The sequence below is a fragment of the Methylobacter arcticus genome, from assembly GCF_050917435.1.
GTDB lineage: Bacteria > Pseudomonadota > Gammaproteobacteria > Methylococcales > Methylomonadaceae > Methylobacter_A > Methylobacter_A titanis.
The window spans coordinates 876,327-893,718 of the sequence record NZ_CP159583.1; the positions used below are offsets into that span (position 1 = coordinate 876,327).

The window sequence follows — 17,392 nt, forward strand, 5'->3', positions numbered from 1 at the left end:
TTAAAAAAAGAGTTGGTTGAATGTTGGTTACTGACCATCTTTTAGTATTTGCAGGATGGTGCTTATTACTTTTTCATGTGAAGTATTTGTAAGTGCGGCTACGTTTTTATTGATCAGCGCTACATTGGCAGTGAATAGTTTTCCGGGTCGAACAAAACTGACCAGATTCAGGCCACCGTTTTTATAATCAGTCTCATCAATACGTATAGCCTTGTTGTCGTTATACGATTTACTGGTGATTTGGCACAATATCCAATCGTTTCGCTGGGCATAGGCTAGCACTAAAGCAGGTCTTAATTTCGCGTGACTTAAATCCGAAAATGGAAATGAGACAAAAACAATATCAGCTACTGATAACTCGCCCATGCCTCATCCTCTTCAGGCCGATTCCAGTCGGCGGCTAATGCTTGTTCACTTAACAAGGCAGGTTCATGTTTGGACGGCAATACTTGGCGAGCTACTTTGGCTTGCATGAACTCAATAAAATCGAACACTTCTTGCTGCATAGGTTCAGGGAGGGCGTTGATTTTTGCGGTTATTTCTTGGATAGAATGTGTCATCATTTATACCTGCTCAAATCATTGGATGTGTAAGGTTGGGTTAGCGAGTTCACTTCTTATGATCTGGAATAAATTGCTAGATTATCTGTAGGCATCTAGACAGCTTTTAACAAAATCCCTTGATTTCGATAAATCAGTATTTTCAAGATTAGGGCCAATAGTATCAATTTTATAAATAACTTTTTTAATTGCTATTTCGAGCTCTTTTTCATTATTAATAGATGATAACAGAGCTTCACAATATTTCTTGGATTTTGAGCTTTCGAATGGACTGCAATTTATAGAATTTAATTCATGTCTGAGCATCATTAATATATGGTATTTAATTTTTCTATATTTCTTATTTATTATGCCGCTTTTGAAAAGTCCTTCAATTTTAAACATTGCATAGGTAGCAGTGTAATACGGCTCCATTTCGTGATTGTCCTTAAACAGCCTATCCTTGAATTCATTAAATAAGGCACCGAAGTAACGGGTTGCCATTTCCGGTTTATCAAAGAACATGCTGGCAACAGCCTTAATTTGCATTGTTTTATCAACAATTTTTTTACGCTCAATACTTTTGTTATTGTATTGTTTTGAACGTCGCTCATAATAAAGTCTAGAAGACTCAGGAAATGAAGCGTAGTAGCTTTCCAGTCGTTTTTGAAAGTCGGTATAAGCAATAAGATCTTGTTCTTTTACTTCCGTTTGCCTATTTGTTGACCTTATAACTTTTGAAATAAGATTTTCATCAGAGCTTACAATTAATTTCAGTGGAACTTTTACATCACTAGTTAAAACATTTCTATTTTCGAATAAAACATGGGATGTTTGACAGCCATTGATTATTTGATAGTTGCTTATTGTTAGCAAGTTTCTTGATATGTTAATTTTCTCTGCGACTACTGTTATTCCGTTGTTTAGTATAACGAAAGCGTCTTTTCCATCGGTTGAAAGAGTGTTGGCAATTTCTTTATTTACATTGTTACCACCTTGGTAATCTCTTACATTATCGTAAAATATGCTTGATAATAGACCCCCGCTTTCATTAGTCATCATTTCTACAATTGTTGAAGCATCAACAATGCCTATATATGACTCATCAACTCCGATTAATTCGGGAAGCACAATTTTGGACTCAAAATTTATTGTGACTTCGTGTGATTGACCAATTTTTTTGTATTCAGATTGAACTTCTGAAGCCCCCCAAAGTTCGACTTTTACAGAGGAAAATATATGTTCATCACCTATGGTGCTCTCAATTGATTCCCTCTTAGCCTCAATATTCTGATCCTTTTCATTTCTTCCTAACGTAACATAAAACATGTAACACGCAGGGTTATCTTTAAGTTCACTTGTCCTTTCGATTAATCTATTCAGCATTCTAATCGAGGGAATTGCTGTGCTGCTCCATTTAAGTTTTTGGTTTTCAGAAATAAAGTCCTGAACTGCAAACTCAAAATTGCCAATGTCTTTTAATTCAAATTTTGGAGATGTTTTTGTTTGGACGAAAATAACTTCGGCAATGCATTTCTTGTGCTCGTCGATAAAATCATTTAGTTCATCTTCGTTTTGAATAATTTGATGATTGAGAAGGATAGCAAAGCCATCTATACCAATGGTTCCGTTGCCCCCGATATTTAAAGATTCGATGTCATAACTTTCTTCAGAGTACTTTTCAACAATAGTGTCATTGACCATGTGCTCAAATAGCTTAGCGTCATCACCTTCATCAATTCCTGTACGAGTTTTAAAGTCATTTAAATAGCTTTTTGTTATTCGGTCCAATTGATATCTCCATTTAGGTGCTGTTGGCTGGAGGAGGTACACCCCCCAATACTATGATGCTTTGGTTATATTGCCCCAAAGTGCATAAGGGTCATCCCAACTCGTTTAACTATAAACCGGAAACCGCGCACAAAGATTACTGACCTTGTCGCGTACCGTTGCAATGACGTTTTCGTCGTCCATATTCTCCATCACATCGCACATCATATGGGCAATATCAATCATTTCCGCTTCCTTAAAGCCGCGTGTGGTCGGCGCCGGTGTGCCGACACGAATGCCGCTGGTCACAAATGGCGATTGCGGGTCGTTAGGCACGGCGTTTTTGTTAACGGTGATATGCGCTTTGCTCAGCGCCGCATCTGCCGCTTTGCCGGTGATACCTTTGGCAATCAACGAAACCAACATTAAATGATCGTCTGTGCCGCCTGAAACCACGTCGAAACCGCGTTTCATGAATACTGCGGCCATGGCTTGGGCGTTTTTAATAACTTGTTGCTGATAAACGCGAAACTCCGGTTGCATGGCTTCTTTAAAGGCAACGGCTTTGGCTGCGATCACATGCATTAACGGGCCGCCCTGAATGCCGGGGAAGATATTGGAGTCGAATTTTTTCTCCAGTTCCGGGTTGCTTTTGCACAAAATCAGGCCGCCGCGCGGGCCGCGCAAGGATTTGTGCGTGGTGCTGGTGACTACGTCGGCAATCGGCACGGGGTTCGGATATAAACCTGCGGCAACCAGGCCTGCGACATGGGCCATATCGACAAACAGGTAAGCGCCCACTTTGTCGGCGATGTCGCGGAATCGTTGCCAATCCCAAATGCGCGAGTAGGCGGAAAAACCGGCAACCAGCACTTTAGGTTTGTGTTCCAGCGCCAGCGCTTCAACTTGCGCATAATCGATTTCGCCGGTTTCAGGGTGCAAACCGTATTGAATTGCGTGGTAGATTTTGCCTGAAAAGTTGGGTTTGGCGCCGTGCGTTAAGTGGCCGCCGTCGGCAAGGCTCAGGCCCAGGATGGTGTCGCCCGGTTGGATCAAAGCCATGAATACAGCCATATTGGCTTGCGAGCCGGAATGCGGTTGGACGTTGGCGTAATCGGCGCCGAATAATTCTTTGGCTCGGTCGATGGCTAATTGCTCTGCCTTGTCGACGAATTCACAGCCGCCGTAGTAACGTTTGCCGGGATAGCCTTCGGCGTACTTGTTGGTTAACTGCGAGCCTTGCGCTTCCATGACCCGTGGGCTGCAATAGTTTTCGGAAGCGATCAGTTCGATGTGATCTTCTTGGCGTTGACGTTCTTCTTCCATTGCCTGGAATAATTCATCATCGAAGCCTTTGATAGTCATTGATTTTTTAAACATAGTGTTCTCCTGGATTAATATTTTTTGTTTAAGGTGCAGGCTGGATCAGCAGTATTTGCAGATCGGCGACATTGGTGCCTGTCGCGCCGGTATTCACTAGGTCGCCAGACGCTTTTAAAGCGGTATATGAGTCATTATTTTCAAGCAACTCGATTGGGTTTACGCCTGCTTGAACCATGCGTTTTATCGTGTTTCGGTCAACGATGCCGCCAGCCGCATCGGTGGGGCCGTCACGGCCGTCGGTGCCGCCGCTAAGGAATACCCAATTGCCGGTTAAACCGTGTTGTTCTACGGCAATTGCAAAAGCCAGCGCCATTTCCTGATTGCGGCCGCCGCGTCCATTACCTTTTAAGGTGACCGTGGTTTCGCCGCCCGCCAACAGGGCTATGGGTTTGTTTTGCAGGGAGACTTCGCCTAAAGCGCCTGCTTTTGGCAGTCGCCTTTCAACACACTGGGCAACTAAAGTCGCCGCTACAGTCCTGGCCTCGCCGCATAAATGATCGCTGTACAGCTCAGTCTCGTAGTCGAGATTCTTAGCCGCTTGCAGCATTGCATTGACGCTGATGGTATTGCTGCCGATCAGGGTATGTCCGGTATTTTTAAAAATATAATCGCCAGGCTTCGGTGTTTCGGCAATATTGCCCAGCTTACCTTGTTCCAGATGTTTCCGGACATTGATTGGCACTTGCTCCCAAACGCCTTTGACTTTAAAAACCTCAATTGCATCGGCGTAAGTGCTGTTGTCAGCAACAGTGGGGCCGCTGGCAATGGCGCTTAAATCGTCGCCCAATACATCGGATAAAATCAGCGCGTGCACATGAGCAGGAGCGGCTAGTCTAGCCAAGCCGCCGCCTTTGAGTTGCGACAAATGTTTGCGTACACAGTTGATCTGGTTAATGGTTGCGCCAGAGGCCAGCAGCAAATCGGTGGTGATAATCTTTTCCTGCAAGGTAATCTGGCCCGCAGGGTAGGGAATCAGCGCCGAGCCGCCGCCGCTCACCAGTACCAGTACCAGTTCATTCTGTTGAGCATTTTGCACACGATCGGCAATGATAAGCGCGCCATTAAGCCCGGCTGCATCAGGCAGCGGATGCGCTGCGCCGATCACCTCGACATTATCGATACGGGTTACATTTTCATAATTGGTAACGGCTATGCCTTTACCAGCCAGCCTGTCGGCAGGAATAATTTCCTGTGCTGCCTGAGCCATTGCGCAGGCAGCCTTGCCGAAAGCGATAAGATGAACTTTTGAATAATTGCCAAGCAGTTCCGGGGCAAGGTAGCGTTTAACAGCCTGATAAGGATCGGCTGCGGTTATGCCTGCCTGAAAAATGCTGACGGCATCTTGTCTCATTAATGCCGGATCGGGTAAAGGACTCATATCAGATTCTGTTGCTGTTTATGCCATGTCTTTAGCTAGCGCAAAGATATTTTCGGCATCGAAAACCTGCTTGTTGTCGTCAAATAGTTTTGCGATACAGGCGCGGTGTAAGGCCAGTTTTAGTGAGCCGAAACCGATAGCGCCCCAGATGATTTTGCCGTTGCGCAGGTTGCCTTTGTCCATCACATCAGTGCCGCCGATGCCAAGAGGTGGAGTGGCGTTGGCATCGGCTATCATTTCGATATGGGGGTTATGCTGCCATTGGTCTGTCGAAAGAAGCTCTACGCCAGCGGCGCCGGTTGCAAAAACGATGTTTGCATGTTCAATGGCTTTGGCTCTTGCATCATTATCGAATGCTTCAACAGGAGTCAGGTTTACGCCAAAGCGTGCTTTCATGTTGTCGCAGGCGAGTGCGACACGCTCCATTTTACGACCGGTTATGGAAACATCCGCACCTTCCATAGCCAACATCGCCGCAGCACGTTGTCCTACCGGGCCTGTACCTGCCAGTACCACCGCTTTTTTTCCGGCCAGGGTTCCACTGGTTGCAAGTTTGGCAACAGCGGCGGCGGCTGTGGTGTTGCTGCCGTTACTGTCGAGCATGACGGAAACCTGAAAGCCGGGGAAAAAGTGTTTTTGCACAGCAATAAATAATGCTTGACCGGCAATCATGTCGCTGCCGCCGACAAAAATGGCCGTATTTTTCTTGTCCTTGGGCGCACGAGTAAATATGGTGCCTTCTACCAGAGCCGTGATGTTTTCAGGCGTCAATCCTCCATGCCCGATGACATGATCTGCACCGCCATCATAGGCTACAACCGTATCGAAAACTGAAGGGTGAGTGTCTGTATCGAATTGGAATAACAGTTTTTTCATTAACTTGCCCGTAATAGGTTGGTCTGGTGTGCGTGAATACGATTATTAAACCGGCTTATTATACTCGATAAACAAAACACTGCCTTATTTAGCCCGATTCCCGCTTAGACGCCGCTTGCAATCTGATGCGCGTTTTTTTGATATGCTTGCTAGGAGAGGCTTATCTTCGTTATTATCTGTAAAAAAGGAATTATGTTGTGGTTGTTAGGTGTGATCAGTACATCGCGAGACTGTTTCTGCTTAAGCTATTGGGATGAGTGGAATGCAGTTGTTGGGAATGGGGGTTCGTTGCAATATTTTCAGGTTATCTTGCTAGCTTTATCGAAAAAAAATTATAAAAATTAAAGGAAAAACAGATGAAAACACCCGTTCACATTGCTGTAACAGGCGCCGCAGGACAAATTAGTTATTCTTTGCTGTTTCGATTAGCTGCTGGTGCGTTGTTAGGCCCTGACCAGCCGGTTGTCTTGCATCTGCTTGAAATAACCCCGGCAATGAATGCCTTGCAAGGCGTAGTCATGGAGTTAAAAGATTGCGCTTTCCCTTTACTGCATCGCATTGAAGTCACAGACGATCCCAAAGTGGCCTTCAAAAATGTCGATTATGCCTTTTTGGTTGGCGCAAGGCCAAGAGGAACGGGCATGGAGCGCAAAGATTTATTGGAAGTGAATGCAGAAATTTTTGCGGTTCAAGGTAAAGCCTTGAATGAAGTCGCAAACAGAAAGATAAAGGTCTTGGTCACCGGTAATCCAGCCAACACCAATGCTCTGATTGCGTTGAATAATGCGCCGGACTTGAAGGCGGAAAATTTTTCTGCAATGTCGAGATTGGATCATAATCGAGCGTTAAGCCAATTAGCGGAGAAATGCGGTGTTTTACCGGCTGATGTAAAAAACATGACTGTCTGGGGTAATCACTCGACTACGCAGTATCCTGATATTCATCATGCTAGGGTCAAAGGGCAGAATGCCTTGTCTTTGGTTGATAATGATTGGTATGTCAATGAGTTTATTCCTATCGTTCAGCAGCGTGGGGCAGAAATTATTAAGGCAAGGGGACAATCCAGCGCTGCATCGGCTGCAAATGCAGCGATAGGCCAGATGAAAACGTGGGCTTTGGGTACCGAGCCAGGCGACTGGGTGAGCATGGGGGTAGTATCGGACGGCAATTATGGCATTGAATCCGGGTTGGTTTATTCTTTCCCGGTAACGGTAGTTAACGGCGAGTTTACTATAGTAAGAGGTCTGGATATTAACGAGTTTAGCCTGCACAGAATGCGGATTAGTGAAGCTGAATTAAAAGAAGAAAGAGACGCGGTGAAGCATTTGTTGAGATAAAAGGATGGCTTAACTCTCTATGTTGAAAGCTATGTTGTCATTTCTAATGGCCTGTAATGGAGTAGCGCTGCCGGTTTTTTAGGTTTATTGACAATAGCCCGGTGAGCTGATACTTTGCCTCGCTGGCACTCGTCTTAATGGAGTGCTAAATTTAGTCGCAGAGGTTAGTGTGGGTAATCAGGTTTTAAATGCGCGATCGCTACAGCTATTGAAAGCGTTGGTCGAGCGTTATATTAGTGATGGCCAGCCGGTGGGTTCACGGGCGTTAGCAAAAGATTTGGGTGTAAAGTTAAGTCCGGCAACGATTCGCAATGTCATGGCCGATCTGGAAGATCTGGGGTTGTTGCATTCGCCGCATACGTCGGCGGGACGGGTGCCTACGGTTAGCGGTTATCGCTTGTTTGTCGATACCTTGTTGACGGTTAAACCGTTGGAAGCGAAAGATTTAACCCGGTTGTATCAAGGCTTGTCGGTAAGTGATGACAACAGTGATATGATCGGCGTCGCGTCGCGTCTACTGTCAGAATTAACGCAGATGGCCGGGGTGGTGACTCTGCCCAAAAGAGAGCGGGTGTGTTTGCGGCATATCGAGTTCTTGTCTTTATCTAATACCCGTGTGTTGGTCATTTTTGTGACCAATGAGCAGGAAGTTCATAATAAAATCATTCATACCTCTAAAGTATTTAGTCCTGCCGAATTACAGCAGGCAGCCAATTATTTAAATTCAATTTATTCCGGTCGCAGTTTGGATGCGGTGCGTAAAGCGGTTTTAAACGAGTTGCAGGAAGATCAGGAACGCATGACAAAGCTGTCTGGAACAGATTTGCATTTACCCGAAGGGTGTCGGGCAGGAAAGCCTGACATGAATAAAGGCCTGTTGGATGCAGTCAAGATGGCACAACTGGCTTTCGATCAGGACAATGACAAGGACAAAGACGATTATGTGCTGACCGGCGAAACCAATTTGATGGGTTTTTCCGAGTTATCCGATATGGATAGACTAAAACAACTGTTTGAAGCGTTTAGTCAAAAGCAGGGCGTGATCCATTTGCTGGATCAGTGTATGAAAGCCGATGGCGTGCAAATCTTTATTGGCGAAGAATCCGGCTATCGGGCTTTTGATCATTGTAGCCTAGTGACGTCATCGTATTCGGTCGATGATCAAGTAGTCGGAGTGCTGGGCGTTATCGGGCCGACGCGTATGGCCTACGAGAAAATCATCCCTTTTGTCGATGTGACGGCAAAATTGTTGGGTGCCGCCTTGAATCCAAAATCAAAGGCCCCACTATAAATAACATCTGTTTTTGTGCCGTGTGGCATGGATATTAATTTCAATGTTAAGGAGCTATAAATAATGAGTACTGATCAGGAAGCGCCTGAATCTCAGGTTGAAACTGAAAGCGAAACGGTTGCAGAGCCGCATACTGAGTTAACCGAACATGAGTTTACGGTTGACGAGTTAAAGCAGGCCTTGGCCCAAGCTGAGCAAAAAGCCCAGGAAAACTGGGACAAAGCGGTTCGTATACAGGCGGAAATGGAAAACCTGAAAAGAAGAACCCAAAAGGATCTGGAAGATGCGCATAAATTTGCTTTAACCGGCTTTGCCAAAGAGTTATTGTCGGTATTAGATAGCTTGGTGTTGGGCTTGCAGGCTGCAACCGGCGATAGCGAAGACGTGAAAAAGTTCCGTGAAGGCAGCGAATTAACGATTAAACAGTTCGAATCAGCCTTTGCAAAATTCAAAATTGAAGCGATTGATCCGATCGGTCAGCCGTTTAATGCCGAACTGCATCAGGCCATGGCGATGCAGGTCGTCGAAGACGCGGAGCCGAATACGGTGGTTAACGTTTTCCAAAAAGGTTATGTGTTAAACGGGCGCTTGCTTCGCCCCGCCATGGTTTTGGTTGCCAAAGCGGCCGAAAAAAAGCCGACGGATAGTCCTAGCATTGATGAGCAGGCTTGAAATCAAATAAAGCAACCTCATATTTGTAACAACTTTTACTTTTTAAATATATTCAAGTCTGGAGAACTCAATGGCTAAAATAATCGGCATAGATTTAGGAACAACAAACTCGTGTGTTGCAGTATTGGAAAACGGCGTAGCAAGAGTAATTGAAAACAGCGAAGGTGCACGTACTACACCTTCCATTATCGCTTTTACCAGCGACGATGAAGTATTGGTTGGACAGTCGGCAAAACGTCAGGCGGTTACCAATCCAAAAAATACCGTATTTGCGATTAAGCGTTTGATCGGTCGTCGTTTTAAAGACGATGTTGTACAAAAAGACATCAAAATGGTGCCTTATAAAATCGTCGAAGCTGAAAATGGCGATGCGTGGGTTGAAGTCCACGGCAAAAAAATGGCGTCTCCCGAGATTTCAGCGCGTATTTTGATGAAGCTGAAAAAAGACGCTGAAGCTTATTTAGGCGAAGAAGTCACCGAAGCGGTTATTACCGTACCGGCTTATTTTAACGACTCACAACGCCAGGCCACTAAAGATGCCGGTCGTATTGCCGGTCTTGAAGTTAAACGTATTATCAATGAGCCGACTGCGTCTGCACTGGCTTTTGGTATGGATAAGCCTAAAGGCGACACCAAAATTGCGGTGTATGATCTGGGCGGCGGTACCTTTGATATTTCCATTATTGAAATTGCCGAGATAGAAGGCGAGCATCAGTTCGAAGTGCTATCGACTAACGGCGATACCTTCCTGGGCGGTGAAGATTTCGACTCAAGAATCATTGAATTTTTGGCCTCGGAATTCAAAAAAGAAAGCGGCGTTGATGTGCATAACGATCCATTAGCCTTGCAACGCTTGAAAGAAGCGGCGGAAAAAGCCAAGATCGAATTGTCTTCAAGCCAACAAACCGACGTGAATCTGCCTTACATTACCGCAGACGCGTCAGGTCCCAAGCATTTGAATGTTAAATTGACCCGCGCCAAATTGGAATCGCTGGTTGAAGAGCTGATTAACCGCACTAAAGGCCCTTGCGAAATGGCGCTGAAAGACGCGAAGTTAAAGGCGTCGGATATTAATGACGTGATTTTGGTAGGCGGTCAAACCCGTATGCCGAAAGTTCAGGAAATGGTAAAAGCCATTTTCGGCAAAGAGCCGCGCAAAGACGTTAACCCTGACGAAGCGGTTGCTTTAGGCGCGGCGATCCAGGCGGGTGTTTTGGCCGGCGACGTTAAAGATGTGTTGCTTCTCGATGTTATCCCGTTATCGCTGGGTATCGAGACGATGGGCGGTGTCATGACCAAGCTGATTGAGAAAAACACTACGATCCCAACCAATGCATCGCAGGTTTTTTCTACCGCAGATGACAACCAAACGGCAGTGACCGTTCATGTATTGCAAGGTGAGCGCGAAGTCGCAGCGGCAAATAAATCGCTGGGGCGTTTTGATCTGGCCGATATTCCGCCTGCGTCGCGCGGCGTTCCGCAAATTGAAGTCGCATTCGACATTGATGCTAACGGTATTTTGAATGTGTCAGCCAAAGACAAGGCGACCGGAAAAAAACAATCCATCGTGATTAAAGCTTCCAGCGGTTTGTCCGATGAGGAAGTTGATCGCATGGTTAAAGATGCCGAAGCCCATGCCGATGAAGATCGCAAATTAACTGAATTGGTTCACGCTCGCAACCATGCGGACGGTATGATTCATGCGACTGAAAAATCACTGAAAGAATTGGGTGATCAAGTAGCCGATGATGAAAAAACCGGCATCGAACATGCGATTGAAGCATTGAAAACTGCGGCTAAAGGCGATGATAAAGCGGAAATCGAAGCCAAAACCAATGACTTAACCGAGTTATCAGGTAAGCTGGCTGAACGCGTTTACGCACAAAAATCGGCATCGGAAGAACACGCGTCCGGTGCTCATGCTTCTTCAGAGCATGCTGCGGATGACGGTGTTGTCGATGCCGAGTTTGAAGAAGTTAAAGACGACGACAAGAAATAAAGTGTAGCTGGTGGGGCGTATTCCTTACCCCACATAGGCATTAACTTAAGGCATGAAACCACGAAGAACACGAAGCTCGCGAAGAAAAAACTTCGCGTCCCTTCGTGTTCTTTTTGTGGTTTAGTCATCAGTCTCTTATCCTCTTACGGGGTATCTCGGACAAAACCAGACGATGATAATCATCAAAATCCAACAATAGACTATTGAACCATGGCAAAAGAAGATTTTTACAAGCTTCTCGGTGTAGACAGAAACGCCAGTGATGCAGAGATTAAGAAAAGCTATCGCAGCAAGGCGATGAAGCATCACCCTGACAGGAACAAAGACAATCAGGTAGAAGCTGAGGCCAAGTTTAAGCAGATTAAAGAAGCTTACGAAGTTTTATCGGATCCTAAAAAACGCTCCGCTTATGATCAGTTCGGCCATGCCGGGATTGATCCTTCGATGGGCGGCGGGCGTTCCGGCGGTTTTGGCGGCGGCGAAAGTTTCAGTGATATTTTCGGCGACATTTTTGGCGGCGGAAGACAGCAACAGCAGCGGAGCAACGTTCAGCGCGGCTCGGACCTGCGCTACAACCTGGAATTATCGTTGGAAGAAGCCGTATTCGGTACCGATGCTAAAATTCGTGTGCCGGTGTTGGTTGCCTGTGGGGTGTGTAACGGTTCCGGTGCTAAAAAAGGTTCTAGTCCTGTCACTTGCTCAACTTGTCACGGCCACGGTCAAGTCAGGATGCAACAAGGTTTCTTTTCAGTTCAACAAACTTGCCCAACCTGTCATGGTTCCGGCAAACAGATAAAAGATCCTTGCGGTTCATGCCATGGACAGGGTCGTGTCCAGGAAAATAAAATCTTGTCGGCAAAAATCCCGGCAGGCGTCGATACCGGCGATCGCATACGCTTGGCTGGAGAAGGCGAGGCCGGAGAATTTGGCGGCCCGGCCGGCGATCTTTATGTTCAGGTTCAGGTAAAAGAACATGCGATTTTTACTCGCGATGGTGCGAATTTGTATTGTGAAGTGCCGATCAGTTTTCCTACAGCCTGTTTGGGCGGTGAACTGGAAGTGCCTACCTTGAATGGCAAAGTGCTGTTGAAAATTCCCGCTGAAACGCAAACCGGAAAATTATTCAGATTGCGCGGCAAAGGCGTCAAGCTGGTCAGGGGCGGACCGGTCGGCGATTTGTTATGCAAGGTACAGATCGAAACGCCTGTGCATCTGACCAAAGAACAAAAAGCCTTGGTTGAGCAGCTCAGCGAGTCCTTATCCGGCGGCGGTAAGCATCATAGTCCGCAGGAGTCTTCATGGACCGATGGCGTAAAAAGCTTTTTCGATAAACTAACAGGATAAGTCATGATGCGTATTGCTGTAGTAGGTGCGTCCGGCCGCATGGGGCTTTGCTTGATTAAAGCGGCGGCGCTGGCAAAAAATGCCGAATTGGCCGCTGCCGTTTCCCGTCCGGAAAGTCTCGCAATAGGTCGTGATGCTGGTGAACTGGCCGGTATCAGCGTGGTCGGCGTTAAAGTCGTCGATGATTTGGCGTCGATTGTCGATCAATTCGACGTATTGATCGATTTTACCCGCCCCGATGCCTCAATGGCTTTTATCGAGATTTGTCGGCAGGCCGGCAAAAAGCTGGTCATCGGCACCACCGGTTACAGCGATGCGCAAAAGGCGCTGATCAGCGAAGCCGCTAAAGACGTGGCGATAGTGATGGCGCCCAACATGAGTGTCGGCGTCAATTTGTCGCTTAAGTTACTGGAGATGACCGCCAAAGTCATGGGCGATTACACCGACATTGAAGTGATCGAAGCCCATCATCGGCATAAAGTCGATGCGCCGTCCGGCACCGCATTGCGCATGGGCGAAGTCATAGCCGATGCCTTAGGTCGGGATTTAAAAGACTGCGCGGTTTACGGCAGGGAAGGCCATACCGGCGAACGCGACCGGAAAACCATCGGTTTTTCAACCATTAGAGCCGGTGACATCGTCGGCGAGCATACCGTGATGTTTGCCGACGACGGCGAGCGGGTCGAAATTACCCATAAAGCCAGCAGTCGCATGACCTTTGCCAATGGCGCGGTCAGGGCGGCGATTTGGTTGGCCGATAAGGACAGCGGTTTGTATGATATGCAGGATGTTCTGGGGCTTTCTTAAATGATTGGGTGTTAGCATCTTAATGTCCGCTTTTATCAAGTACCCGATAGCGGTTCTTGCGCTGTTTTCCATGGTCATGACGGTGGACGCCAAGAACATCCAGCAAAACCCAACAACAGAGCAGCCACCTGCTGGGGTGTTATTTGATATTCCGAAGCTGGCGGGAAAAACCCAAGCGGAAGTTGAGGTGTTACTGGGTGAGCCTATTTTCTGTGCCAAGTCAGAATCAGCGCTGAACTGCTCATTTCAGGAAGATGAAATTGAAATTGTATTCATTGACGGAAAAGCAGACTGGATTACCGTAAACGGGGCGTTCCGCAGCCCCGCCTACAGTCAGAAGGTTGAAGGTAAAACCAAAGCGGAGGCATTAGCGTTACTGGGCGATCCCGTTTTCTGCGTCAAGGAACAATCCGCCTTGCACTGTTCATTCAAGGACGGTGATGTCAGTGTCAGCGTTGAATTTATCGACGGAAAGGTTAGTGAAACTACCGTAAAAGGGAGTCTGGCTAATGCGCCATACAGCAAAGAGACTTTGGCAATGCTTGGGCTCGCGGTAAAGGATGCGAGTTTTAGTAATGAACATGTGATGCGCTGGGATAATATTCCAGGACTGCTGAGCGTCATGTTGCATTCCGAAGGCAAAGCCGTGTCTGTTGCCACCATAAAGGTGAAAACCAAGTAAGGTCGTAATTTGGGGTGGTTTCGTCACGCAAACCGTCAATCAACCACGACACCGATTACAGTCTGCCCGACGTTGCGCGGTGGATTGTCATGCTACGAATCTACTCCCACAGGGCTTAATTATTATCCAGGCGCTTTACCATCCCAATGCCTAATAATAAAACCAACGCTCCCCATAATAAACCCGGCACCAGCCAGAACCAGTTCTGATAAAAGGTGGCTGGCGGGTTCTTCAGATAAGGCACGTCGTATAAGCCAGTCCAGGCTTGATGTACCGGCGAGCGTTCCAGGATTTCTCCGGATGCCAGCGATACCGTGGAAATGCCGGTGTTGGTGACGCGTAATACCGGACGGCGAAATTCCACGCCGCGTGCCAAGGTCATGTACATGTGCTGGTAGGGTTCCTGCCAGGTGCCGTACCAGGAATCATTGGTGACATTGACGATGAACTGGGCGCCAAGCTCCGCCAGCGAGCGAGTAAATCCGGGGAACAGGCTTTCGTAGCATATTTGGGCACCCATTTTATAGCCGTTCCAGTTCAGCAAGTTAGTTGGGCCGTGGCCTCGGGCAAAATGCCCTGTGGGCGGCAGCCAGTTGCGGATTTCAGGGAAAAATTGTTCGCCGGGGATGTATTCGCCAAAAGCCAGCAAGATCGATTTGCTGTAATGCGGCGGCACGATATCGCCGTCCTTATTCAACACAAATAACGAATTGGTAATCAGGCGGGAGGGTTCATCGACGCTATAAGCGCCGGTAATCAGCGGCAGTTGCCGCTCTTGGAGAAATTGCGCCAGCGCTACGGGGTAGCCGTCGGCTTTAAATTGCTCGCCCAGCAAGGCCGGAAAGGCGGTTTCAGGCCACAGGGCGAAGTCGATTTTGGCATTTTGATGGGCTTTGAGTGCGTTATCGGTCAGGGTGATATAGCGGTTGAATATTTCCTTGCCAAAGCCCTGGCCTAGCTCTGCGGCCAGTTTTTCTGCATTGTCGATATAAGCCTGAACCAGCAGGGTTTTAAATGATGCGTCCGGTTGCGGCAGTCTGTTTTTAAGCCACAGGCCACCGATATTCAGTAGCAAAAAACCGGTAACGACAGTCGCTAAGATAATCTTGCCGGTGTTTTGTGTGCGCTTTTCCCAGGCAATATAAAGCGGCAGATTGCACAGCAGAGTTGCGGCGCTGAGTCCGCTAAAGCCGATCACTTCAGCCCAATGGTAAACGGGAATATTTGAGCCATACCAAGAGTAACCAAAGTTCCAGTCGAACAGAGTCAGGGAGTAGGCTTCACACAGCGTGGTGATCAGTGCCATCAGTCCCAGCGAAAGCCGCTTTGACCAGTTGAATCTTTGTTGTCCCCAAAACCACAGTACACCGGCCAGCGGCACAAACAAATGGGCGATCAAACCATAGATCACCATGCCGACGGCCGCTACCGGCCAGTCCAGATGGGCAAATTCATGTAGCAGGTAAGTGACCCAGTTAAAGCCGATCAAGGTGAATACGAAAGAGGTGATCATGCCGCCAATAAAAACGTTTTTTAAGCGGGTTTGCTGACTCCAGAAAATCCACAATGGCACAAAACAGAATAAAGAGGCCCAGGGCGGGAAGGGGATATAACTGGTGCCGATGAAAACGCCGGACAGGATGGGGAGTAGCCAAGGCTTGAGTGTGAGACTGTTCATAATATAGGGGGATGTCGTGTTATTGCTAGTTCCCCAACTCAAGCTTGGGAATTTGGTGTTGGAAGCTCCAGCTTCCTGTCTCACAAAGCTGGAGCTTCGCTTTCGATGATCCCAATATCCAGAAGGGAGCCAGCAAGTTTTCTTGGATGTTTTTACGGTCTACTTTGTGTCCCGCACCGCTGAAGGGGTACAGGATGCGTTTCCACGCCGGAGCGTGGGAACGTGTGGCTACCTAACTGCCATGAAGCTCTGCATGTAACGCCCGGTATTCGTCGGTCAATTTATGGTTGGGCACATAATGCACCAGCGGTTTTGATTCTGAGTGCGATTCCCTGACCTTGACCGATGGCGAGATCATTGCAGCCAGTACCGGCAGTCCTTCGGCAATCAGTTCTTCGACTAATTGGCGGGGCAGGTTAGCCTGTCGTTGAAACTGGTTGACGATGATACCTTCAATCTCAAGATTTTGATTATGGTCGGCCTTAATCTCAGCTACCACCTGCATCAGCGAATACAGGGCATCCCGGGCAAAGGTGTCGCAATCGAAAGGGATTAAGCATTTGTCGGCGGCGATTAAGGCAGACTGGCTGTAAAAGTTCAGGATAGGCGGGGTATCCATATAGATGGCATCAAAGCCCTCTAGTTTTTCCAGCGCCTCTTTTAATTTAAATATTTTCATCCGCGATTCCAAGCGGCCTTGCAACGGTTCAAGCTCGGGGTGGGATGGAATTACAAACAGGTTGGGGAATGGAGTCTGATGGATAGCACTTTCAAGACCGGAACCTGATGAGCCGCCGCCAAACAGGGACAGGCTCAGGCAATCTTTAAAGAAGCGGGCAATCGTTTTATCGCTATCGCTGATTTTATTGCCGAGCAGGTATTGTGTTGAATTGCCCTGGACATCGAGATCGATCACTAAGGTACGCTTGCCTTCAACAGCACTGATAGCGGCTAAATTGCACGTAATAGTAGATTTGCCGACGCCGCCTTTCTGGTTGAAAATGACTCTGCGCATGTTATTCCCGTTAAATCAAATAGTTAAGGTTCGCATTATAAGGCTTAGGCCGTTAATATCAAATGCGGATAAAGGTTTTACCATGGCATTGCGGGCATTCAGGGATTTCACTGGGTGTTTTAAACGCAATTTCCTTGCCGCAGTCGTCACAGACAAAAGTGCCCGGTATGGTAATGTCGCCGCTATGATAAGTGTGCGCTTCCGCTAATTGTTCAAGTTTTGCCAGTTCCAGGCGGGTTTTATCGGCAAGGCTTAAAAAAGCATCCAGAGCGAAGTTTTCAATCAATTCAATATCGAATTTAAACCACTCGGACAGCGAGTCGTTATCTTCTTTAGGTGACAAGCCGTGTGCTGCATGTTCAATATCACGTTGAACAAACTCTGAAACCTTGTCCAGTTCGTCGCTGGTCAAGTCACTGTCTTTGCGAGTTTTTTCTTTTGATATTTCCAGCGCTTCGGCAAAAGAATGCAGCGTATCTTCCATGGTTTCATGGAGATGCTTCATAAAATCGGTATAGGCGGCGACTAGTTTGTTTTTATTCATAAGGTTCAACTCCTGAAAATGGCGCTTTAGATTTAAGTAACTGTACGGTATTCTAACGCTTTTGACTGGTAAAAGAC

General features: G+C 47.2%; 16 protein-coding genes. 7 read left to right on the forward strand and 9 right to left on the reverse strand.

The features are described from left to right. Positions 1-27 precede the first annotated feature (27 nt). From ABXJ76_RS04255 to ABXJ76_RS04280, 6 genes are all read right to left on the reverse strand, one after another. Positions 28-366, reverse strand: coding sequence for a type II toxin-antitoxin system PemK/MazF family toxin (locus ABXJ76_RS04255; protein ID WP_432744417.1), 339 nt, complete (start codon positions 364-366; stop codon positions 28-30). Beyond that, on the reverse strand, positions 348-560 hold the full coding sequence (locus ABXJ76_RS04260) for a DUF2281 domain-containing protein (protein WP_432744419.1): 213 nt from the start codon (positions 558-560) through the stop codon (positions 348-350). The genes ABXJ76_RS04255 and ABXJ76_RS04260 overlap by 19 nt, the downstream gene beginning before the upstream one ends. A gap of 81 nt (positions 561-641) precedes the next feature. After that, positions 642-2,330: an AIPR family protein gene (locus ABXJ76_RS04265; protein ID WP_432744421.1), complete on the reverse strand. Its 1,689-nt coding sequence runs from the start codon at positions 2,328-2,330 to the stop codon at positions 642-644. A gap of 105 nt (positions 2,331-2,435) precedes the next feature. Then, complete coding sequence (glyA, locus tag ABXJ76_RS04270; protein ID WP_432744424.1) at positions 2,436-3,689, reverse strand: serine hydroxymethyltransferase; 1,254 nt, start codon at positions 3,687-3,689, stop codon at positions 2,436-2,438. Positions 3,690-3,717: 28 nt separating this feature from the next. Further along, entirely contained in the window at positions 3,718-5,070 is a 1,353-nt protein-coding gene (locus ABXJ76_RS04275) for a glycerate kinase type-2 family protein (RefSeq protein ID WP_432744426.1), read from the reverse strand. An 18-nt stretch (positions 5,071-5,088) separates the two neighbouring features. Beyond that, positions 5,089-5,946, reverse strand: coding sequence for an NADP-dependent methylenetetrahydromethanopterin/methylenetetrahydrofolate dehydrogenase (locus ABXJ76_RS04280; RefSeq protein WP_432744428.1), 858 nt, complete (start codon positions 5,944-5,946; stop codon positions 5,089-5,091). 356 nt (positions 5,947-6,302) lie between these two features. Between ABXJ76_RS04280 and ABXJ76_RS04285 the strand changes: the two genes are divergently transcribed. The 7 genes from ABXJ76_RS04285 (at position 6,303) to ABXJ76_RS04315 (ending at position 14,078) form a co-directional block, all read left to right on the forward strand. Continuing rightward, positions 6,303-7,283, forward strand: a complete 981-nt coding sequence (locus tag ABXJ76_RS04285; protein ID WP_432744430.1) for a malate dehydrogenase — start codon at positions 6,303-6,305, stop codon at positions 7,281-7,283. Between the two features lie 169 nt (positions 7,284-7,452). After that, positions 7,453-8,574, forward strand: a complete 1,122-nt coding sequence (hrcA, locus tag ABXJ76_RS04290) for a heat-inducible transcriptional repressor HrcA (protein ID WP_432744432.1) — start codon at positions 7,453-7,455, stop codon at positions 8,572-8,574. A 63-nt stretch (positions 8,575-8,637) separates the two neighbouring features. Further along, positions 8,638-9,246, forward strand: coding sequence for a nucleotide exchange factor GrpE (grpE, locus tag ABXJ76_RS04295; protein WP_432744434.1), 609 nt, complete (start codon positions 8,638-8,640; stop codon positions 9,244-9,246). 70 nt (positions 9,247-9,316) lie between these two features. After that, positions 9,317-11,245 carry a molecular chaperone DnaK gene (dnaK, locus tag ABXJ76_RS04300; protein ID WP_432744437.1) on the forward strand — a complete coding sequence of 643 codons (1,929 nt, stop codon included), beginning with the start codon at positions 9,317-9,319 and terminating at the stop codon, positions 11,243-11,245. Positions 11,246-11,455: 210 nt separating this feature from the next. Next, positions 11,456-12,589, forward strand: a complete 1,134-nt coding sequence (gene dnaJ / locus ABXJ76_RS04305) for a molecular chaperone DnaJ (RefSeq protein WP_432744440.1) — start codon at positions 11,456-11,458, stop codon at positions 12,587-12,589. Positions 12,590-12,592: 3 nt separating this feature from the next. Further along, positions 12,593-13,396, forward strand: coding sequence for a 4-hydroxy-tetrahydrodipicolinate reductase (gene dapB / locus ABXJ76_RS04310; RefSeq protein ID WP_432744442.1), 804 nt, complete (start codon positions 12,593-12,595; stop codon positions 13,394-13,396). 22 nt (positions 13,397-13,418) lie between these two features. Further along, the gene (locus ABXJ76_RS04315; RefSeq protein WP_432744445.1) at positions 13,419-14,078 is read left to right on the forward strand and encodes a hypothetical protein; all 660 of its coding nucleotides are present in this window, start codon (positions 13,419-13,421) and stop codon (positions 14,076-14,078) included. A 115-nt stretch (positions 14,079-14,193) separates the two neighbouring features. Here ABXJ76_RS04315 and lnt read toward each other — a convergent pair whose 3' ends face one another. The 3 genes from lnt to ABXJ76_RS04330 all read right to left on the reverse strand — a co-directional run bounded on the left by lnt (position 14,194) and on the right by ABXJ76_RS04330 (position 17,315). Beyond that, positions 14,194-15,756: an apolipoprotein N-acyltransferase gene (lnt, locus tag ABXJ76_RS04320; protein ID WP_432744447.1), complete on the reverse strand. Its 1,563-nt coding sequence runs from the start codon at positions 15,754-15,756 to the stop codon at positions 14,194-14,196. Between the two features lie 232 nt (positions 15,757-15,988). Then, positions 15,989-16,771, reverse strand: coding sequence for a ParA family protein (locus ABXJ76_RS04325; protein ID WP_432744449.1), 783 nt, complete (start codon positions 16,769-16,771; stop codon positions 15,989-15,991). A 58-nt stretch (positions 16,772-16,829) separates the two neighbouring features. Further along, entirely contained in the window at positions 16,830-17,315 is a 486-nt protein-coding gene (locus ABXJ76_RS04330; RefSeq protein WP_432744451.1) for a zinc ribbon-containing protein, read from the reverse strand. Positions 17,316-17,392: the final 77 nt, after the last annotated feature.

Excerpts from the sequence above, each read along its gene's own strand:
- ABXJ76_RS04255 (WP_432744417.1), bottom strand. The coding sequence starts at position 366 with ATGGGCGAGTTATCAGTAGCTGATATTGTTTTTGTCTCATTTCCATTT.
- ABXJ76_RS04260 (WP_432744419.1), bottom strand. The coding sequence starts at position 560 with ATGACACATTCTATCCAAGAAATAACCGCAAAAATCAACGCCCTCCCT.
- glyA (WP_432744424.1), bottom strand. The coding sequence starts at position 3,689 with ATGTTTAAAAAATCAATGACTATCAAAGGCTTCGATGATGAATTATTC.
- ABXJ76_RS04275 (WP_432744426.1), bottom strand. The coding sequence starts at position 5,070 with ATGAGTCCTTTACCCGATCCGGCATTAATGAGACAAGATGCCGTCAGC.
- ABXJ76_RS04280 (WP_432744428.1), bottom strand. The coding sequence starts at position 5,946 with ATGAAAAAACTGTTATTCCAATTCGATACAGACACTCACCCTTCAGTT.
- ABXJ76_RS04285 (WP_432744430.1), top strand. The coding sequence starts at position 6,303 with ATGAAAACACCCGTTCACATTGCTGTAACAGGCGCCGCAGGACAAATT.
- grpE (WP_432744434.1), top strand. The coding sequence starts at position 8,638 with ATGAGTACTGATCAGGAAGCGCCTGAATCTCAGGTTGAAACTGAAAGC.
- dnaK (WP_432744437.1), top strand. The coding sequence starts at position 9,317 with ATGGCTAAAATAATCGGCATAGATTTAGGAACAACAAACTCGTGTGTT.
- dnaJ (WP_432744440.1), top strand. The coding sequence starts at position 11,456 with ATGGCAAAAGAAGATTTTTACAAGCTTCTCGGTGTAGACAGAAACGCC.
- dapB (WP_432744442.1), top strand. The coding sequence starts at position 12,593 with ATGATGCGTATTGCTGTAGTAGGTGCGTCCGGCCGCATGGGGCTTTGC.
- ABXJ76_RS04315 (WP_432744445.1), top strand. The coding sequence starts at position 13,419 with ATGTCCGCTTTTATCAAGTACCCGATAGCGGTTCTTGCGCTGTTTTCC.
- lnt (WP_432744447.1), bottom strand. The coding sequence starts at position 15,756 with ATGAACAGTCTCACACTCAAGCCTTGGCTACTCCCCATCCTGTCCGGC.
- ABXJ76_RS04325 (WP_432744449.1), bottom strand. The coding sequence starts at position 16,771 with ATGCGCAGAGTCATTTTCAACCAGAAAGGCGGCGTCGGCAAATCTACT.
- ABXJ76_RS04330 (WP_432744451.1), bottom strand. The coding sequence starts at position 17,315 with ATGAATAAAAACAAACTAGTCGCCGCCTATACCGATTTTATGAAGCAT.